The following is a 16,502-nucleotide window of genomic DNA, read 5'->3' as shown; positions in this document are numbered from 1 at the left end:
ATGAGAATTTCTGGCAAGAACATGCATTTCTCTTTGGGTGACTACAAGCTCAAAGCACAAAAAGTCTCGTTATCCATCACCGATAATTCCGCCGTCAATAAAACCTCTGGTGTGCCAGATGGTTACGTCGACGGAGATGTTGAGGCTAGCGGTGAGATGGAGCTGACCACGCAGCAATTTAACCTACTAAGCAAAGCAGCGAAACAAGCCGGCTCTTGGCGAGGAATGCCTGATTTTGACGCGTTGTTCTACGGCAAGATTGATAAAGATGAGCTCAAAATTGAAGCCTTCGGATGTCGTATCAAAATCTCTGACCTACTTGATGCCGATTCGAATGGCGGTAGTGCATTAGTTCACAAGCTGCCATTCGAGGTGACAAGCCCAGACTTTGTCAGCATCAACGGTGTGCCGTACCTACGTCCGGATGAAACCGAAGACTTGGTTCAATAACAAGGAGGCATGATGGCAGATGTTATCGACCATGCCTGCGGTATTGAAACCCAATTCACAGAAGTGGCGCTTGCCAACCAACTGGCAAGGGCTAAGCAAATTGAAAAACGGGAAAGCGCACATGAATGCGGCGAATGTGGCGACCCAATCCCAGAAAAACGCCGCCAAAAAGTACCAGGTTGCATCTACTGCACCCAGTGTCAAAGCGAATTGGAGCGAATGACCCGATGAATTTAGCAAAGCTCTTTGTTGAGAAAATCATGAAGCCAGTCCTTGACCACTTAGACATGGCATCCGGTGGTAAAGGCACAATGAACACTCAAGCGGCCATTAATCTGATCCTGATGATTATTGCCCATGAGTCTGGAAAGTTTACTTACTCAAAACAAGTGCGTGGTCCTGCATTGGGCTTTACCCAAATGGAGCCAGCCACCTTCAACTGGCTTGTCGAGTGGTTAGGTAACAGCCGCCCTCACTTGTTGGATGCATTGTCGATGTTTTGCCCCGTTGAGCACTTAGACCCTCGTTACATGGTGATTTCACCCGAGTTCGCAGTGGCAACCGCACGACTCAATTTAATTCGGTTCCCGGAAGCCTTGCCTGAAGCCGATGACCTAGAAGGCTTGGCTCGGTACGCGAAGAAGTACTGGAACACGAGCGCAGGGAAAGCAACCGCAGAAGATTACCTGCAAGCATATCAATCGCTAATCGGAGAAGCAGCATGAGTTTCATAACTGGAATCGTTGGTAAGACATTGTTGGAAGTACTGAAAGGTCTGTTCTTTCAAATCAGTTGGTCAATCATCCTTGAACGCTTCGCCACACGTCTTGTGGTATGGGGCTTGGAAACCTTGAAAGGCCTGAGCACAAACGATGTTCTGCAAGAAACCGTGGATGACATCATCAACGCTTTACAAGGCAAACGCTTGAAAGAAGTGCCACTGAAGGAATAGCGATGGATTCATCATGGATATCGGCGATTGTGGCAACGATAGCGCTGCTTATCGCCATCATCAATGTGGTTTTCGGCAGAACGGATAAAGGGCAGAACACCGCCCGAGATCATGATCGTCGTATCCATGCCAATGAGCTAGCCACTGAGCGACTGCGTGGTGATGTCGCTGAAAAGTACGCCACCAAGCACGAACTACGGGAAGCCGTAGATGATTTGAAAGATTCAATTAACGGACGGTTCGACCGTTTGGAAACCAAGCTAGATAAAGAGAGAGATGTAGCATGAGCAAGCAAATTGTATTAACGGTCGGTGATGCAGATATCACGTTCGTCCCAACAGAAGCGGATTACAACGACTACATGAACGCGTTGGCACAGGGGGAAATCGTGAACTCTGCGCATAACTTTCTGATGAACACCGTTACAGAGGAAAGCAAAGAAATATTCCGTGAGCTGACGAACGAGAACCCAGGTGCAGCGATTCAGGTTGTGGGTGAAGTTCTCAAGGAATACACGCCGAAGCTGCAAATCAAAGTAAAAAAATAGATGCCCTTGTTCGGGCTATGGACTCCAACGAGCTCGAACAAATGCTTACCTGGCGCCGTAAGTGGTTGCCGGGTGAGACAGACAGCGAAGAGAACCTTGCAAGGGCAATTTGGTTAGAGCGTCAGTATTGGGAAAACATGCAAGCTGCCACCGCCAATGGGGTTGCCAGGGCGTTTAGCTGATAAGGAACACGATGTTACCAGAAGCACTCAGATTTCAAGTTGGATTGATTGACCAGATTTCTAAACCTCTGGGCAATATTCAACGCAATTTGCATGATGTCACCAATACCTACCGTCAGGGTACTCATACCATGATGGCTGGCGCGGCAGGCATGGTGGGTGCTGGCTTTGCATTGCAACAAGCCTTGATGCCAGCAATTGAGATGGACAGGGCATTAGGTGAAGTGAAATCACTTGGTGTTGCCGATGACCAACTAAAAACCCTTACCCAAACCGCAATGAAGTTTTCGGTTGAATATGGTAAGTCGGCCACTGAATTTGTGGCGGCTTCGTATGATATCAAATCTGCTATGGGAGATATGACAGGTGATGAACTGGCGGGTGTCACAAGAAGCTCGGCTATTTTAGCCGCTGCGACTAAAGCAGATACCGCCACCATTACCAACTACATGGGCACCATGTACTCGGTTTTTAAAGACCAAGCCGATCGGATTGGTAAAGACAACTGGGCTGAACAAGTTGCAGGTATGACCGCAAAATCTGTCGAGAGGTTCAAAACCACGGGTCAAGGCATGTCGGATGCGTTTAAAGGTGTTGGCGCATTAGGTAAAACTCACGGCGTAGCCATTCAAGAGCAAATGGCCGTGCTTGGCCTACTACAAGGCTCTATGACTGGTAGTGAAGCGGGGACTCGTTACAAAGCTTTTATGAACGGTGTTGTCAAAGCACAAGACAAGCTTGGTATGTCGTTTACCGACAGCAACGGAAAAATGCTGCCCATGTTCGACATTATGTCGAAACTACGCAACCAATTCGGTGATTTAGATTCACTGGAAATTGATCAGATTAAGCAAGCTTTCGGCTCGGATGAAGCCGTGCTGCTTATCACCGACTTGATAGGCAAAACGAATGAGCTGCAATCCAGTGTCAAAGACCTAAATGATGCTAGTAACTTAAATACGGCAATTAACATGGCCGGAGCGATGACCGACCAATGGGAACGACTCGAACAAGGCGTGTTTGCAGTTCGCACTGCTTTTGGTGCCGCGTTGTTGCCTTCTCTCTTGCCTGTGATTTCAAGCTTGGCTGATGGTGCGATAGAAATCATCGAATGGACAGAGATGTTCCCGAACCTGACCAAGTACATTGGTTTTGCTGCCATGGCGATTTTAGGTGCAGCAGCAGCAGGTGGTGTTTTTACCTTAATGATGGGTGTCGGTAAACAAGTCATGGCGACTTATATGCTCACCATGAAGATGTTTACAGGGGTGAACTTTTTACTAACCAAAGGAATGGCAGCGCTTCGCGTTGCAATGCTAGCGGTAAACATCGCAATGATGGCGAACCCAATAGGATTCATTACTGGTGCTGTCGTTGCCGCAATCGCCGCAGTGGGTGCGCTGATCTTCTACTGGGATGATCTGAAAGCCTCGTTGGGTGACACAACCTGGTTCCAAGTACTAGAAGGGGCAATCACTTTAATCACACTTCCATTCAGAGCCATGTTTGAGTTCATCAAGGCAGGTTGGCAATGGGTCATGAGCGGCTTTACCGACACTAGTGGATTTGCCTTTATCGGTGATATGGCCAACTCAATTAAGGACGTTTTTTCCGGAGTGTTCAATTGGATTTCTCAGAGCCTAGCGGGAATTTGGGACTCAGTGAAAGGACTCATTGATTGGATACCAGGTTTGGGCGGTGATGATGAAGCGACTCAAGTGAAATCGAAGTCCGTTCAAAGCGCTACGCCTCGTGCACAAATTCAACCTGGGGGCGCAGCCAAGAACATTGCCAGCTATCAAACCAGTTCGACGAACTACGGTGGTGTGGCGATTTATCCAACCTACATGAACAGCCCGCAAGACATGGCGAGTGAAATAGAAATGGCGGCAGGCTAATGGCGGATTACAAATACCAAGACATTTTGATTGAGAACGGGGATGTGGTGCTCGATGCAGGCCGCAACCCAATCTTGATTCAAGACCGAGCGGTTATTGCCCAAGACATCAAACACGCCATCATCGAGAGTAACTTAGCGGTGGATTTAATCGCTGAGCGAAGCCCATCCAAGAAAGCCGATATCCGCACCAAGCTGGAATTGCTGGTTGAAGAAGATGTTCGATTGGTACCGGGTACCGTGCGTTTGGATGAACCGACTGAGGGCACGATTTACGTGTTTGCCGACACCATGGACTTTGGCGAGTTGAAATTAGAGATAGTGAATAACGGAGAGCGTTAATGACTGATATTCCAAAACCGGATTATTCCGAACTGGTGAAGCAATCCGGTATCCCAACCGATGAAGCAGGGTGGAAGAAAGTACTCAAAGAGGAGATGGATAAAGAAGGTTCCATCATCTCAAACGACTCGCCGTTTTCTCCATTTTGGCGACTCATTGAAGCCACCGTAGTGAAAGTCACGATGTGGCTCATCAATACCTTATTGGTTGGCTATGTCTTGCCGAATATGTTTGTTGCGACCGCTGTAGACCAATGGCTCGACTTGTTGGCGTGGCAATGCAAACTCACCCGAAAAGGGGCAACCAAAGCCAAAGGAATGATCGCTTTTCAACGTTCTGCGGTTAAAGGCCCTGCGTTGGTGATCCCCAAAGATACGTGGGTACAGACCGAACCGATTAACGGCACGATTTACCGGGTGAAGGTGCTTGCTGATACCACGATGCCTGAGAACGACACCATGGTGATGGCAGAAGTCGAGGCAGAGAACGAGGGCGCGGCTTACAACCTAGGTGAAGGGTATTACCACATTTTACCAACAGCCATTCCGGGCATTGGCGCAGTGACCAACCCTGCTGAATGGTTGAATGAAGCTGGGGCAGACAAAGAGAGTAATGACGAACTCCGCCTACGTATTCGTAACCAATGGAGCGCAGTAGCAAGATGGCACATTGACGCAGCTTACCGTTCACTGCTCACCAGTCGCGCAGGTATCAATGACGATAATGTCTATTTTGAGCACAACGCTCCGCGTGGTCCAGGTACCGCCAACGCGTTCATCCTTTTAGATACGGGGGAACCATCGGCAGAAATGTTGGCGGATTTGAATGAGTACATCCGTGTCGAAGGTCAGCACGGACATGGTGATGACCTGCAAGTCCTCGCCATGCCAGAAACAACCCACGATATTGTCTGCCGGGTTTGGCCACTTCGTTCATTAACGATGGAAGACCGAGATGCGTTGAAAATGAAAGTGGAGCAGTTTATTAGTGCGGCTTTCCGTGAGAACACCGATTACTCGCCAACAGTTACTAGTCCGGTGCTTCGATTCAGTTTCTCAAGATTAGGGCAAGAGCTGCATGAGCAGTTTTCGGAGATTGAATCGCTCGAATTCGATAATGCCGACATCATCAATAACTTGACGGTACCGCGCATTAATTCTCTGGGGGTGACCGTTGAAAATTCCTGAGATTAATCTGCGTTACTGGATGGGACGTGGCGAACTGGCTAAGTTCGCCCGAGCCATGCGTAACTACTGGGAACATGTGAGGTCGGCATTCGAAATGCCATTGCAGCAGCATGACCCACTTACTGCACCAATAGCACTGGTGAATATCCTTGCCTGGCAACGCGATATAGAACGCCTAGGCCAAGAGCCGGAAGCGTTATTTCGAACCCGTGTGGCTCACGCTTATGGCTTCGCACGTGACGCGGGCACGATAGCAGGCTGGGAAGATATGTTTGCCAAGTTGGGTTATCCGCACATTGGACAAGATGAGCGTTTGGCTAATGTGGATTGGGATGTGATCAGCGTAAAAATCCGCGACGGTGACCTAACCAATGTCCCTAAGTTGTTAGATACCGTCATTAGACAGTACGGGCGCACTTGCCGCCGATATCAATACACCAGTTATGTTGAAATGCCGTTGGCCGCTCGAAGCAAGAACGTCGAAGCGCAATACACCACGTCTCACGTTAAGACCAGGCTCAACGTTGGCATGCTTCCAAGTGTGCTGAACGTCGACTGCGAATATTACCAAGCCACAGTGAAGGGTTAAGGAATTACTAAACATGGCAAATACCACTGACAAGTCAATTTTAACTGCCGCAGGTAAAGCACTGTTGGCACAGCTCAACGCTGAAGAAAAGCCGCTTATCATCGACAAAATGATATTTGCGAATATTCCCAACCGCCCAGATCTCCCACAGCCAGATGATGTGGTACCAACTGACGACATTGTTCATCAAGAGCAGGTTGAGCAACGCGGCCGACTTTCTGCTGACTCGGTGATTTACAGCACCACCTTGACCAGCGATGTTGGTCCGTTTGAGTTCAACTGGACAGGCGCATACTGCTCTGAATATGGCGTATTAGTCACGATTGACCATCACGCGCTAACACCAAAGACGGCAGATGAACCAGGTGTTGCGGGTAATACCTTGGTGCGTTCGGTCGTACTTGAATACAAAGACATCGCGGAAATCACCAACATCACGGTGGATGCATCCAGCTGGCAATACAACGCCACTGATCGAATGAAGAAGATGGACAGTGATGTGGCGCAATCCATCATCGACCAGAACGGCAAAGACTGGTTTATCGAAGATGGTTTCTTGGTGACGCCATCAGGCAGTGCATACAACATCAAAGCGGGTGCCGGTTATGTATCAGGTAACCGAGTGAGCATGGAATTTGACCGAAGTATTCAGGTACCCAATAAGCCCTCGTTCATCTACATCGATGCGCACCGCGAAGGTACACCAACAGGTGAGCAGGTGACTCTGTTTGATTTCGTTATCACGGCCGAAGAGAAAGACGATTACATCGATTCATCGACTGGTAAAGATATCTCGCATTTCGTGTGCAAAATTGCCAAGGTGCTGGCTGATGGAACAGTGAGTGATTTGCGAGGCATTGGTGGCACGAAAATGATGACAATGTCATTACCAACTTTTACGTCATTCACTGATAGAAGCTTGGACTGTGAACATGTCATCACCAGAGGCTACTATTCGCCAGGCGATAAAGGTTCAGCAGAATTTACATTTACAGGGAACGTTAAGCTTGAAGAAGCGGGTAAGTCGCATCTCGACATTGGGTTAGTCTACGATTCGAAGGGTAGGGAGTTTGAAATTGTCAGCAGCCCTTTGAATTATCGCCAGTTTGGTGCGGTATTAGACGGTCAAACTTCGGTAATGCAGCAAATTAAAGACTGTCATGATTGCGCGAATCTAAAGCTGGTTCCAGTTCAGAATGAAGATGGGAAAGCACTGATTGATGATAGCCACTTAGTGGTTATTAACACGAATGTGGATTGGGGAATGACAGAATTCATCATTGATTCAAGTGTTGGTAACCCGGCGACTTGGAGCATGCCCGTCCTATTTCGAGCGGAAGGAAACCCGCTGGAAACCTTCCTTTTGCCGCTGAATAAAAGTGAGTTCTACGAATCGTCAAGTTGGTTGCCATCACTGGCGACTCTTCATAACGCGTTTATATTCATTGATTCTGATACGCCTCATATCAAGCGTTACCCATCATCCTCTACGTTTGAAAATAAACGAGAGCCAAACCGAGTGGGTAAAAACGGTGAGTTGAATAAGCCTTTACGATTTGATTACACGCAATCTGAATCACTGACCGTTCAGTATCGTAATATGGAGCAGTGCTACATTACCATTAAGGGAGGGTTCCTCGACCAAAATGGCAGTCCTAGCCATATCTTCTTAGAAATAGCGCGCAACAATACGATTTGGCACCTAGTTGGTTTCAAAGATAAAACCAATTCAGACCAAAAAAATATCCGTGCTCCAATGAGCTATTCAATGTGTGCTGACGTTCGTCTCATCGACGTTAACGCAGAAGCACCGACTCGTTTGGATGGGACAGACGGCACTTACGGCCTTTCCGGAACGGGCGTCGTGGACTTATATCTGGAAAACCTGAACGCCTATTGTGGTTATGGTTTCGCGGGTATGAACCTCGTCAATGGGGTGACGTTGAAGAGCTGTAAAATCAATCGATTTGATGGGCACTTCGGTCTTTGGGATCTCTTAGCAGAAGACACCCATTTTAAAGAATGGGGGATATTGGTTGGTTCTGGAGGCGGTTACCTCAAGCTAAAGAACTGCTCTAAGTTCTTTGGAAAGTCGACCAAGCTTAATTCTAAAGATTACGGTTTTAGTGATGTAGTTCAGTTGCGCCCTGACTATGCAAGTGAATGGCGAGGTACCATAGAAATTGATGGTCTGAGAATGATTGTGGATGCCAGCATGTCGCGTGATATTGGATTGCAGATAGTTAAGTTCCATTGTGATGGCGACTATGGAGCAAGCCATATCGTCGAGTGGGCAAGAAATATCATCATCAAAGACGTGGTGATTGAAGCTCCGGACTCTCATCTCACTTATCAGGCGTTTGGTGTTGTTTGTGTGGATTTCTCAAACAATGCCATTACTACAGGGACTCGACTTCCTGCGCGAGTCATTATCGACAACGTCAACTACTCAAAAGAAAACCCTAATGCCTACATATCTGCCGTGAACGGGCCTAAGGATTTGTATGTCAAGATGAATGCTGAAGCGGGCGATGCTGCGGATGGGGCGCACAATGCGGTTTGGTCTGTTTCTCGAATTTTTAACGCGAACCGTAATCCAAGGTATAACGAGGGTAATTCTCCTGGTGCAGAAACGCTGATTCAATATGCTCCAAATACCAATGAGAGAAATACTGGTGCGGATAGAATCAAGCTCCGTATTTTGATTAGCCAGTGCACCATGTTTGATGTTGAAATTACGGTATCCCATTACTTGGAAGTTCACGGTGGTTCATGTGTGGCTTATGATCAATATTCCGGCTCATTTGCTTCAGACGGTATCGCTTGGTTTCACAATTGCCAAATCATGCCATTACCCGTTGATAGTACCGGAAAGCCAGAGTTTGGTCCGCACCATCTCCGGGGGTGTAGCATTTTAAAAACGGATGCAGGATACACCGCGAGTTATTTACGCAGCTCTCAAGGAGTGCTAGTTGAAAAAGATGTGGTGATTACAGGTAGTGTTACGCCTTCCATGATGTTTAATGGGTATCTTTCAGATAGCCGTTTTGAGCCAGTTACCTAGGAAGTCAACTTACTATGCTAACCCTCAACGGCACTCAAATCTCACTCAAGAACCTGCGCATTAGCGTTCGCCAACAGCTCGCCGGACAAGATATGTCCGGCCAGTCCTCGTCGACTGACCAAGCTGAAACGGGCAACAAAGGCAAAGTGTTGTCCGTAAGTGGCGTGATCCCATTCAACAAGAGTGAAACCCTAAGCAACCTGTTCACCATGGCAGGCGGGCAAGATAACAGTGCCCGCCAGATTTACCGCATCAGCAACAACACCGCCGCGGCACTCAAGATTCGCCAGGTGAAGTTCCAAGGGACGATTCGAGCCGATGAGCAAGAGAGCAACCGACAATGGAACGTGGCTTTTGAGTTAGTCGAGCACTTGTCTGTCCCTGAGCGTGTTGAACAGCGTCAGGAAGATAAGCCTGCAACACAGCAGCAGGTGCAAGGGGTAACCACTCCGGTTGAAACGGGTCAAAGTGAAGACGTTCCGCCGGATACCAGTGTCGAACTCACAGGCATCATGAAGTTTCTCAAATCACTAGACGAAATATTGTCTTAGGGGGAGGTTATGGAACCAAACCACAAGTTCGTGTGTCGAGCCTATCTTGGTAGTCAAAAGGTTAAAGCAAAGAACCATCGCATTCTCTTTGATGTGAATACACCTGGTCGCTGCTCGATTTCCGTAGAAGGTACTCCGAAGGTTAATACCATTATTGCGGTGGACATCGGGTGGGGTGACAGCATCTCGCGGGTATTTCTTGGTTACATCGAACGGGTTCAAGCATCAGAAAAAGGGTGGTCAGAATTGTTTTGCCGCGAGTTGGCGGCATTGTTGTTTAAGCCGCTCGATATCACGCTTCGCCACCCAACGTTAATGCAATTACTCAGCGATGTGACCAACAAAACTGGACTGCAGTTTGTGGTACCAGAAGCGGCCTACAGCAAAACATCAATCCCTTGCTTTTACAGTGATGGTAATGGCTATCGAGTGATGGACGAGCTGTCTCAAGCCTTCGGTATTGAAGACCTGTTTTGGCAACAGCAGGGTAACGGCCAAATCTATGTGGGCACTTGGAAAGACTCTTACTGGGCAGATAAGCCGGTGACTATTCCTGATAGCCTAATGACGGGGCACATGACGGCCAAGTCCGTGAAAATACCCGCGAGCCCTAAGTTAAGACCAGGTGCGATTGTAAATGGCCTGCGCTTGGTGGGCGTTGATTTCCAAGGAACAGAGGTGAAGCTGACATGGACGTAAATGCAATTAAGCGGATCATCTTTCGACTGTTTCCAGAACTGACCGGACGCTGGCATTTGCCACGATGGGGTAAGGTGGTTGCGCTACCTGAGCTGCCTGAAGAGGGCGACATGTCTGATCGCTTTTACCCGCATTATGCGGTGGACGTTCAGCTGCTTGATGAAAAGGGCGTGGAGTTCAAAGACAAATCACCACTTCAGGCGGTACCACTTCCAATACCAGGTGTGGGTGAATACGCCGGTAGACTGGAGCCACCGGCAATCGGAAGCATTGTAGAAATAGGCTTTATGTTCGGCCAGCCGGATAAGCCTTTTATTCGTTGTGTTCTGCCATTGGGATTCAAGTTACCCGCGATTAAGCAAGGCGAAAGCCGATATCAACAACGCCAAGGTGTTTACCAACTGGTCGACGAAGAAGGTAACTTTGAAAGCAAGACAGACAAAGACAACATCACCGAATGTTTAAATCAACGCATCAAAGTGTTGGAAGACAAAATAGAAGAAATCACAAACAATAAAACCACGACTGCCAAGAAAATCATAGAAGTGGCTGATCTCATCACCATGAATGGCGGTAAAGGTGTTGTGCAAGGTGACTGTATTTGTGCTTACACAGGCAAGCCTCACTCTGATATGTCATCGACAGTTAAGGCAGGTAAATAAACATGGCAATGAGTAAAGCATCTCTCAAAGAAAAGTTAGAAAGCGAACTCCAGGCACAAGGGTTCGTTCTAACAGGTGAATTCGCCATGGCAGGAAAGATGGCAGAAGCGATCGCCAATGCTGTTTATGACGAAATCACACAAAATGCCAAGGCAAACATATCGAGTGGCAGTTCTGCCGGAGAGCATCCAATAATCTAGAAACCGATTCTAGCCATACCATGCGCCCACCAAGGGCGCATTTCTTTTATCTGGACCATCTTGCCTTAACTCCGCGCACGATGCGGCTAAACCACGGGCAGGAAAGAACTGTGACGTAAAGCAGCCTCTGGGTGACGGAATCCGCACTCCTCCTCCCCACCTGCGCGCTTTTCGATCTGGTTTTTTCGCAATTCTCAAATGTCGAAATTCAGCTGCTTACGTAACACGGTAGATATCAAGCGAAGCCTTAGCCATAGCGGGGTTCGAGAATCCCCAAGACCTCTAAGAATCGCTTCTAGAGCCATTTTAGAAATGTCAAAAGTTGAAAAGAATTTCAGGAAATTGCAATTTTAATGATCTGGAAAGATCAGGTGGCGATTGGTAAGTGTTTGAAAATAATGGAGTGAGTGTGTTTTTCGTCATAAATGAAGACGATCAAAAGAAGAAAGAGACGATCAATTGTGAAGCTTACGAAGCCTTGTATAGACAGGCTTGAAGGTGAATTGCCAAGATAAATAAGTTTTTCAATTTATGAGACTGTATAATTACTCTGAGATTTTGAAATGACTTTGAAGTTAACGGTAAGAAATCGCTGTTTTCGTGGGGAGTGCATGAGAAGAGCCAAAGCCTGCTTCTTTGCCGGGTTTGCCGGACAGCTCGTTAACTTCGAAGTCTAAACCAAGCAATTAGATTTAAATGTGTCGCCACTTCATCGCCACTTAATGTTTTTGTTTGATTTAACTAAATGATTTTAAAGGTTTAATTATTAAAGTGGATATAAAGCTTTACTACGTGCATGACCCAATGTGCAGTTGGTGTTGGGGTTACAAACCGACGCTTGATAAATTGAAGCAGCAACTGCCAGGCGTTATTCAGTTTGAGTATGTGGTGGTGGGTCTTGCGCCAGATACTAGTTTGCCGATGCCACCAGAGATGCAACAAAAACTCGAAGGTATTTGGAAGCAGATTGAGCATCAGTTGGGCACCAAGTTTAACTACGATTTCTGGAAGCTTTGTACGCCAGTAAGAAGCACTTACCAATCTTGTCGCGCAGTTATCGCTGCGGGCTTTCAAGATTCTTATGAGCAGATGCTAGAAGCGATTCAACATGCGTATTATTTACGTGCGATGCCTCCTCATGAAGAAGCGACTCACTTGCAGCTAGCTAAAGAAATTGGTTTGAATGTTCAGCAGTTCAAGAACGATATGGACGGCTCTTTCTTAGAAGGTGTGTTCCAAGATCAACTGAGTCTTGCAAAGAGCCTAGGCGTGGATTCTTACCCTAGCTTGGTTCTTCAAATTAACGACGCTTATTTCCCGATTGCCGTGGATTATCTGTCAACAGAGCCTACCTTGAAACTGATACGTGAGCGTATTATTGACAATATGCCAGCGCAATAATCGCGATTTCAAATAACAAAAAGCCGCTCAATGAGCGGCTTTTTCGTAACTAAGAATATCCATCAAACAACGGTACTAAAGCACCATTGCAGCAATCCAACCAAAGATGATCAGTGGAATGTTGTAGTGGATAAAGGTTGGAACAACCGTTTCCCAAATGTGCTCATGCTGGCCGTCGGCATTTAGACCAGATGTAGGGCCTAATGTAGAGTCAGAAGCAGGAGAGCCTGCATCACCCAAAGCGGCAGCAGTACCAACTAGCGCGATTGTTGCCATTGGCGAAAAACCAAATGCCAACGCGAGTGGAACGTAGATTGTCGCCAAGATTGGAATGGTTGAAAACGATGAACCGATACCCATTGTTACCAACAGACCAACAATTAGCATTAATAGCGCAGCAAGCGGCTTATTATCACCAATGCTGGTAGAGAGAGACTGTACTAATGTCTCAACGCCACCTGTTTGCTTCATTACCGCAGCAAAACCTGCGGCAGCGATCATGATGAAACCAATCATAGCCATCATATGCACGCCTTTTGTGAAGACATCGTGCGTTTCTTTCCAGGCAATCACACCGCCAAAAGTAAACACCATAAAGCCAGCTAGAGCACCAATAATCATTGAGCCGGTGTAAAGTTGAACACCCAATGCGGCGACAATACCAAGAGCGGCCACCAAGATGTGCTTTTTATTGATAGCATGATCTGTCTCGTGAACGACAGTCAACTCCGTTTCTTCGTAGATGCGTGGTTTACGGTAGCTAACAAAGATTGCCAGCAATAGACCAAACAACATACCAGCACCTGGCAGTAACATTGCAGTTGGAACTTGGCTTGCAACCACGTTTTCCAAACCGTTGTCATGTAGATTCTTTAATAGAATGTTATTTAAGAAAATACCGCCGAAACCAACAGGTAAGATCATGTAAGGTGTGATCAAACCAAAGGTAAGAACACACGCGACCAAACGTCGATCGAGCTTAAGTTTCGCAAATACGCCCAAAAGAGGTGGAATCAAAATTGGAATAAAGGCGATATGGACCGGAATTACGTTCTGAGATGACATAGTGACAAGAACGAGCGCGACTAACACCGCGTACTTTAACCCGGTAGTTGACGCCGAGTTTTCTTTACCATTTAAGCGCTTGATAACACTTTTAGCCAGTAGGTCCGTGATGCCAGATTTAGAGATAGCAACGGCGAAAGTGCCTAACATTGCGTAGCTCAGAGCGATAGTCGCACCGCCACCTAAACCACTTTCGAACGCGGCAACTGTGTCTCCAAGGCTCATGCCTGCGACAAGGCCACCAACGATGGCACTAAACGTGAGGGCAACCACCACGTTTACGCGCATCAATGCTAACACGAGCATGACGCACACTGATATAACGACAGGATTCATACTTTTCCTAATATGTTGTGTTTACTTATTATTCTTCATCAACAAGCGGCCAACCGCCGAGGGCCTTCCATTTGTTGACAATACCGCAGAATAATTCTGCTGTTTTTTGTGTATCGTAAAGCGCTGAGTGTGCTTCACGATTATCGAATTCCATCCCGGCCGTTTTGCATGCTTTCGCGAGAACCGTTTGACCATAAGCAAGGCCACTCAATGTTGCCGTGTCAAAAGTAGCAAAGGGATGAAAAGGGACTCTTTTTAGTTTACAGCGCTCATTGGCTGCATTTACAAAACCTAAGTCGAATGCTGCGTTATGGGCAACCATAATTGCGCGCGAGCAATCTGCGGCTTTTTGTTCTTTGCGAATAAGTTTATAAATCTCTTTTAACGCTTCTTGCTCAGAAACTGCACCACGAAGAGGGCTATATGGGTCACGAATACCATTGAATTCTAGCGCTTCTTTTTCTAAGTTAGCGCCCTCAAATGGCTCAACATGAAAATGAATGGTGGAGGCCGGATGCAACACGCCATCTTCGTCCATTTTTAACGTAACGGCGCAAATTTCTAAAAGTGCATCAGTTTGAGCATTGAAACCTGCGGTCTCAACGTCTACTACCACAGGGAAATAACCACGAAAGCGTTTTTTCAAGGTCAGAGCTTCATTTTCTATTGTCATGTCGGCTTATTTTTGTGTGACGAAGGCTGCATTATTGCAGATTATACCGACGAGAAAAACCGCAATTTAGGAGAAAAACGGAATTCTATTTTGCATCTCATCAATACGCTCGATCGCATTTCGGGTGATTGAGTTACCATGATTAACGTTAATCGTAATATCACGATATTTCGCACGTTGGCGAGGTTTTTGCATGCCAGGTGAAGTGGTTTTATTGATTCAAATTGACGGCAACAGACTGCCGTTTAAGAGACAGTACTTAGATGAAGAAATGGCTGATTACCAGTGGCGTTGTATTTTCGTTGTTTAGCACAAGCAGTTTTGCTGTGATGGGCAAACGTTATGTTGCCACTCCACAGCAATCTCAATGGGAAATGGTGGTCAACACACCGTTAGAATGCCAACTTGTTCACCCTATTCCAAGTTTTGGAGATGCGGTATTTTCATCTCGTGCGAATAAAAAAATCAATTTAGACTTTGAGTTAAAAATGCGTCGTCCGATGGGAGAAACACGTAACGTCAGTCTCATCTCTATGCCGCCACCTTGGCGACCAGGTGAACACGCCGATCGAATTACAAACCTAAAGTTTTTTAAACAGTTTGATGGTTATGTCGGAGGGCAAACAGCATGGGGCATTTTGTCTGAGCTGGAAAAAGGGCGTTATCCGACCTTTAGTTATCAGGATTGGCAGAGCCGAGATCAGAGGATTGAAGTCGCATTGTCATCCGTGCTGTTTCAAAATAAGTACAACGCGTTTAGCGACTGTATTTCCAATTTATTGAAATACAGTTTTGAAGACATTGCCTTTACGATTTTGCACTACGAAAGACAAGGCGATCAGTTAACCAAGGCTTCCAAAAAGCGTTTATCACAAATTGCAGATTATATCCGACATAATCAAGATATCGATCTCGTGCTGGTGGCGACGTACACCGATTCAACCGATGGCAAAAGTGCGAGCCAAAGTTTGTCTGAGCGACGTGCAGAGTCACTTCGTGATTATTTTCAGTCTCTAGGGCTACCGGAAGATCGAATTCAAGTGCAAGGGTACGGCAAGCGTCGTCCTATTGCAGATAATGGCTCGCCAATAGGAAAAGACAAAAACCGCCGAGTCGTAATATCTCTAGGGCGAACCCAAGTCTAATGCATATAAAAACGCCGAAGCTCAAAGCTTCGGCGTTTTTGATTTACTGACGTTGTTAATAATATTTTAATGGGATTTTGCCAAGTACCTTTCGGTGATTCCGGCTGTATAATTTGGATGTTAGTTTAAGCGGAATTTGGCAATGACTTCGCAATTGGTTGCGGTATCTATTTTTTCAACCTGTTTGGCAATAGCCGGATTAGGATGACGTTTCATGAAGTCTATTAATGCTTTAGTGCAACATCCTATTGAGTCGATAAAGCTTGCACATTCTTTATTTGGGCATTGTGGGATGAGTGTTAAGACTTTCTCTGAAGCCAGCTGAAGGTATTTGAGTTCATAGTCAGTGTCTCCGGCCCAACGCCAGAACTGAGCTAAGTTATGACAAGAAATCACAGAAATTAATAATCGCTCGTCTGCTTCAATTTCCACACATTCGCTAATATCTTCACTCAGGCTTAGGGCTTGCTGGTAATGAAGAATGCTGCGAACAGGGTCATCTAGTTGAAGTGCCGTATCGGCTAGAAGTGTGTGTTTTTCCCATTCACTGATCATTATCG

The 16,502-nt window shown here is 46.6% G+C and carries 21 protein-coding genes; 18 read left to right on the top strand and 3 right to left on the bottom strand.

Translation table 11 applies throughout. From position 1 onward, the window contains the following. The 17 genes from B7360_RS04740 to B7360_RS04665 all read left to right on the top strand — a co-directional run bounded on the left by B7360_RS04740 (position 1) and on the right by B7360_RS04665 (position 12,723). On the top strand, positions 1-450 hold the full coding sequence (locus tag B7360_RS04740; RefSeq protein ID WP_025605246.1) for a phage protein: 450 nt from the start codon (positions 1-3) through the stop codon (positions 448-450). Between the two features lie 12 nt (positions 451-462). After that, positions 463-681, top strand: a complete 219-nt coding sequence (locus tag B7360_RS04735; protein WP_085342828.1) for a TraR/DksA C4-type zinc finger protein — start codon at positions 463-465, stop codon at positions 679-681. Further along, positions 678-1,175, top strand: a complete 498-nt coding sequence (locus tag B7360_RS04730) for a hypothetical protein (RefSeq protein WP_065302674.1) — start codon at positions 678-680, stop codon at positions 1,173-1,175. The genes B7360_RS04735 and B7360_RS04730 overlap by 4 nt, the downstream gene beginning before the upstream one ends. Beyond that, the gene (locus B7360_RS04725; protein WP_031856782.1) at positions 1,172-1,402 is read left to right on the top strand and encodes a hypothetical protein; all 231 of its coding nucleotides are present in this window, start codon (positions 1,172-1,174) and stop codon (positions 1,400-1,402) included. Before B7360_RS04730 ends, B7360_RS04725 begins: the two co-directional genes overlap by 4 nt. Positions 1,403-1,404: 2 nt before the next feature. After that, a complete protein-coding gene (locus B7360_RS04720) occupies positions 1,405-1,689 on the top strand; it encodes a hypothetical protein (RefSeq protein WP_025517570.1) in 285 nt (94 codons plus the stop codon). Continuing rightward, positions 1,686-1,949: a putative phage tail assembly chaperone gene (locus B7360_RS04715; protein ID WP_085342827.1), complete on the top strand. Its 264-nt coding sequence runs from the start codon at positions 1,686-1,688 to the stop codon at positions 1,947-1,949. Before B7360_RS04720 ends, B7360_RS04715 begins: the two co-directional genes overlap by 4 nt. Before the next feature lie 41 nt (positions 1,950-1,990). Next, a complete protein-coding gene (locus B7360_RS24975; RefSeq protein ID WP_164673212.1) occupies positions 1,991-2,131 on the top strand; it encodes a hypothetical protein in 141 nt (46 codons plus the stop codon). A gap of 11 nt (positions 2,132-2,142) precedes the next feature. Continuing rightward, positions 2,143-4,029, top strand: a complete 1,887-nt coding sequence (locus B7360_RS04710) for a phage tail tape measure protein (protein ID WP_085342826.1) — start codon at positions 2,143-2,145, stop codon at positions 4,027-4,029. Continuing rightward, positions 4,029-4,370 carry a DUF2590 family protein gene (locus tag B7360_RS04705; RefSeq protein ID WP_065302671.1) on the top strand — a complete coding sequence of 114 codons (342 nt, stop codon included), beginning with the start codon at positions 4,029-4,031 and terminating at the stop codon, positions 4,368-4,370. Before B7360_RS04710 ends, B7360_RS04705 begins: the two co-directional genes overlap by 1 nt. Further along, positions 4,370-5,557, top strand: a complete 1,188-nt coding sequence (locus B7360_RS04700; protein ID WP_085342825.1) for a baseplate J/gp47 family protein — start codon at positions 4,370-4,372, stop codon at positions 5,555-5,557. The genes B7360_RS04705 and B7360_RS04700 overlap by 1 nt, the downstream gene beginning before the upstream one ends. Further along, on the top strand, positions 5,544-6,146 hold the full coding sequence (locus B7360_RS04695; protein WP_085342824.1) for a phage tail protein: 603 nt from the start codon (positions 5,544-5,546) through the stop codon (positions 6,144-6,146). The genes B7360_RS04700 and B7360_RS04695 overlap by 14 nt, the downstream gene beginning before the upstream one ends. A 13-nt stretch (positions 6,147-6,159) precedes the next feature. Beyond that, entirely contained in the window at positions 6,160-9,210 is a 3,051-nt protein-coding gene (locus tag B7360_RS25215) for a phage tail protein (protein ID WP_254048115.1), read from the top strand. Between the two features lie 14 nt (positions 9,211-9,224). Beyond that, positions 9,225-9,761: a hypothetical protein gene (locus B7360_RS04685; protein ID WP_045607489.1), complete on the top strand. Its 537-nt coding sequence runs from the start codon at positions 9,225-9,227 to the stop codon at positions 9,759-9,761. 9 nt (positions 9,762-9,770) lie between these two features. Continuing rightward, complete coding sequence (locus B7360_RS04680; protein ID WP_085342823.1) at positions 9,771-10,460, top strand: hypothetical protein; 690 nt, start codon at positions 9,771-9,773, stop codon at positions 10,458-10,460. Next, the gene (locus B7360_RS04675; protein ID WP_085342822.1) at positions 10,451-11,122 is read left to right on the top strand and encodes a hypothetical protein; all 672 of its coding nucleotides are present in this window, start codon (positions 10,451-10,453) and stop codon (positions 11,120-11,122) included. Before B7360_RS04680 ends, B7360_RS04675 begins: the two co-directional genes overlap by 10 nt. Positions 11,123-11,124: 2 nt before the next feature. Then, positions 11,125-11,322 carry a hypothetical protein gene (locus tag B7360_RS04670; RefSeq protein ID WP_085342821.1) on the top strand — a complete coding sequence of 66 codons (198 nt, stop codon included), beginning with the start codon at positions 11,125-11,127 and terminating at the stop codon, positions 11,320-11,322. A 771-nt stretch (positions 11,323-12,093) separates the two neighbouring features. After that, complete coding sequence (locus B7360_RS04665; RefSeq protein ID WP_085342820.1) at positions 12,094-12,723, top strand: DsbA family protein; 630 nt, start codon at positions 12,094-12,096, stop codon at positions 12,721-12,723. A gap of 75 nt (positions 12,724-12,798) precedes the next feature. Here B7360_RS04665 and B7360_RS04660 read toward each other — a convergent pair whose 3' ends face one another. Both B7360_RS04660 and rnt read right to left on the bottom strand, forming a co-directional pair. Then, positions 12,799-14,124: a Na+/H+ antiporter family protein gene (locus B7360_RS04660; protein ID WP_005396535.1), complete on the bottom strand. Its 1,326-nt coding sequence runs from the start codon at positions 14,122-14,124 to the stop codon at positions 12,799-12,801. Positions 14,125-14,152: 28 nt separating this feature from the next. Continuing rightward, positions 14,153-14,797: a ribonuclease T gene (gene rnt / locus B7360_RS04655; protein ID WP_012841569.1), complete on the bottom strand. Its 645-nt coding sequence runs from the start codon at positions 14,795-14,797 to the stop codon at positions 14,153-14,155. A 263-nt stretch (positions 14,798-15,060) separates the two neighbouring features. Here rnt and B7360_RS04650 point away from each other — a divergent pair, with 263 nt between their 5' ends. Next, positions 15,061-15,942, top strand: coding sequence for an OmpA family protein (locus B7360_RS04650; RefSeq protein ID WP_012841571.1), 882 nt, complete (start codon positions 15,061-15,063; stop codon positions 15,940-15,942). Between the two features lie 120 nt (positions 15,943-16,062). Here the strand turns inward: B7360_RS04650 and B7360_RS04645 are convergent, their stop codons facing one another. After that, positions 16,063-16,497: a DUF2753 domain-containing protein gene (locus B7360_RS04645; RefSeq protein ID WP_005384886.1), complete on the bottom strand. Its 435-nt coding sequence runs from the start codon at positions 16,495-16,497 to the stop codon at positions 16,063-16,065. Positions 16,498-16,502 lie beyond the last annotated feature (5 nt).

Origin of the sequence: Vibrio sp. ArtGut-C1, assembly GCF_002105475.1 — a bacterium.
GTDB classification, from domain to species: domain Bacteria; phylum Pseudomonadota; class Gammaproteobacteria; order Enterobacterales; family Vibrionaceae; genus Vibrio; species Vibrio diabolicus.
Note: the sequence above shows the minus strand (reverse complement) of the source record. Positions and strands in the feature narration are given on the sequence as shown.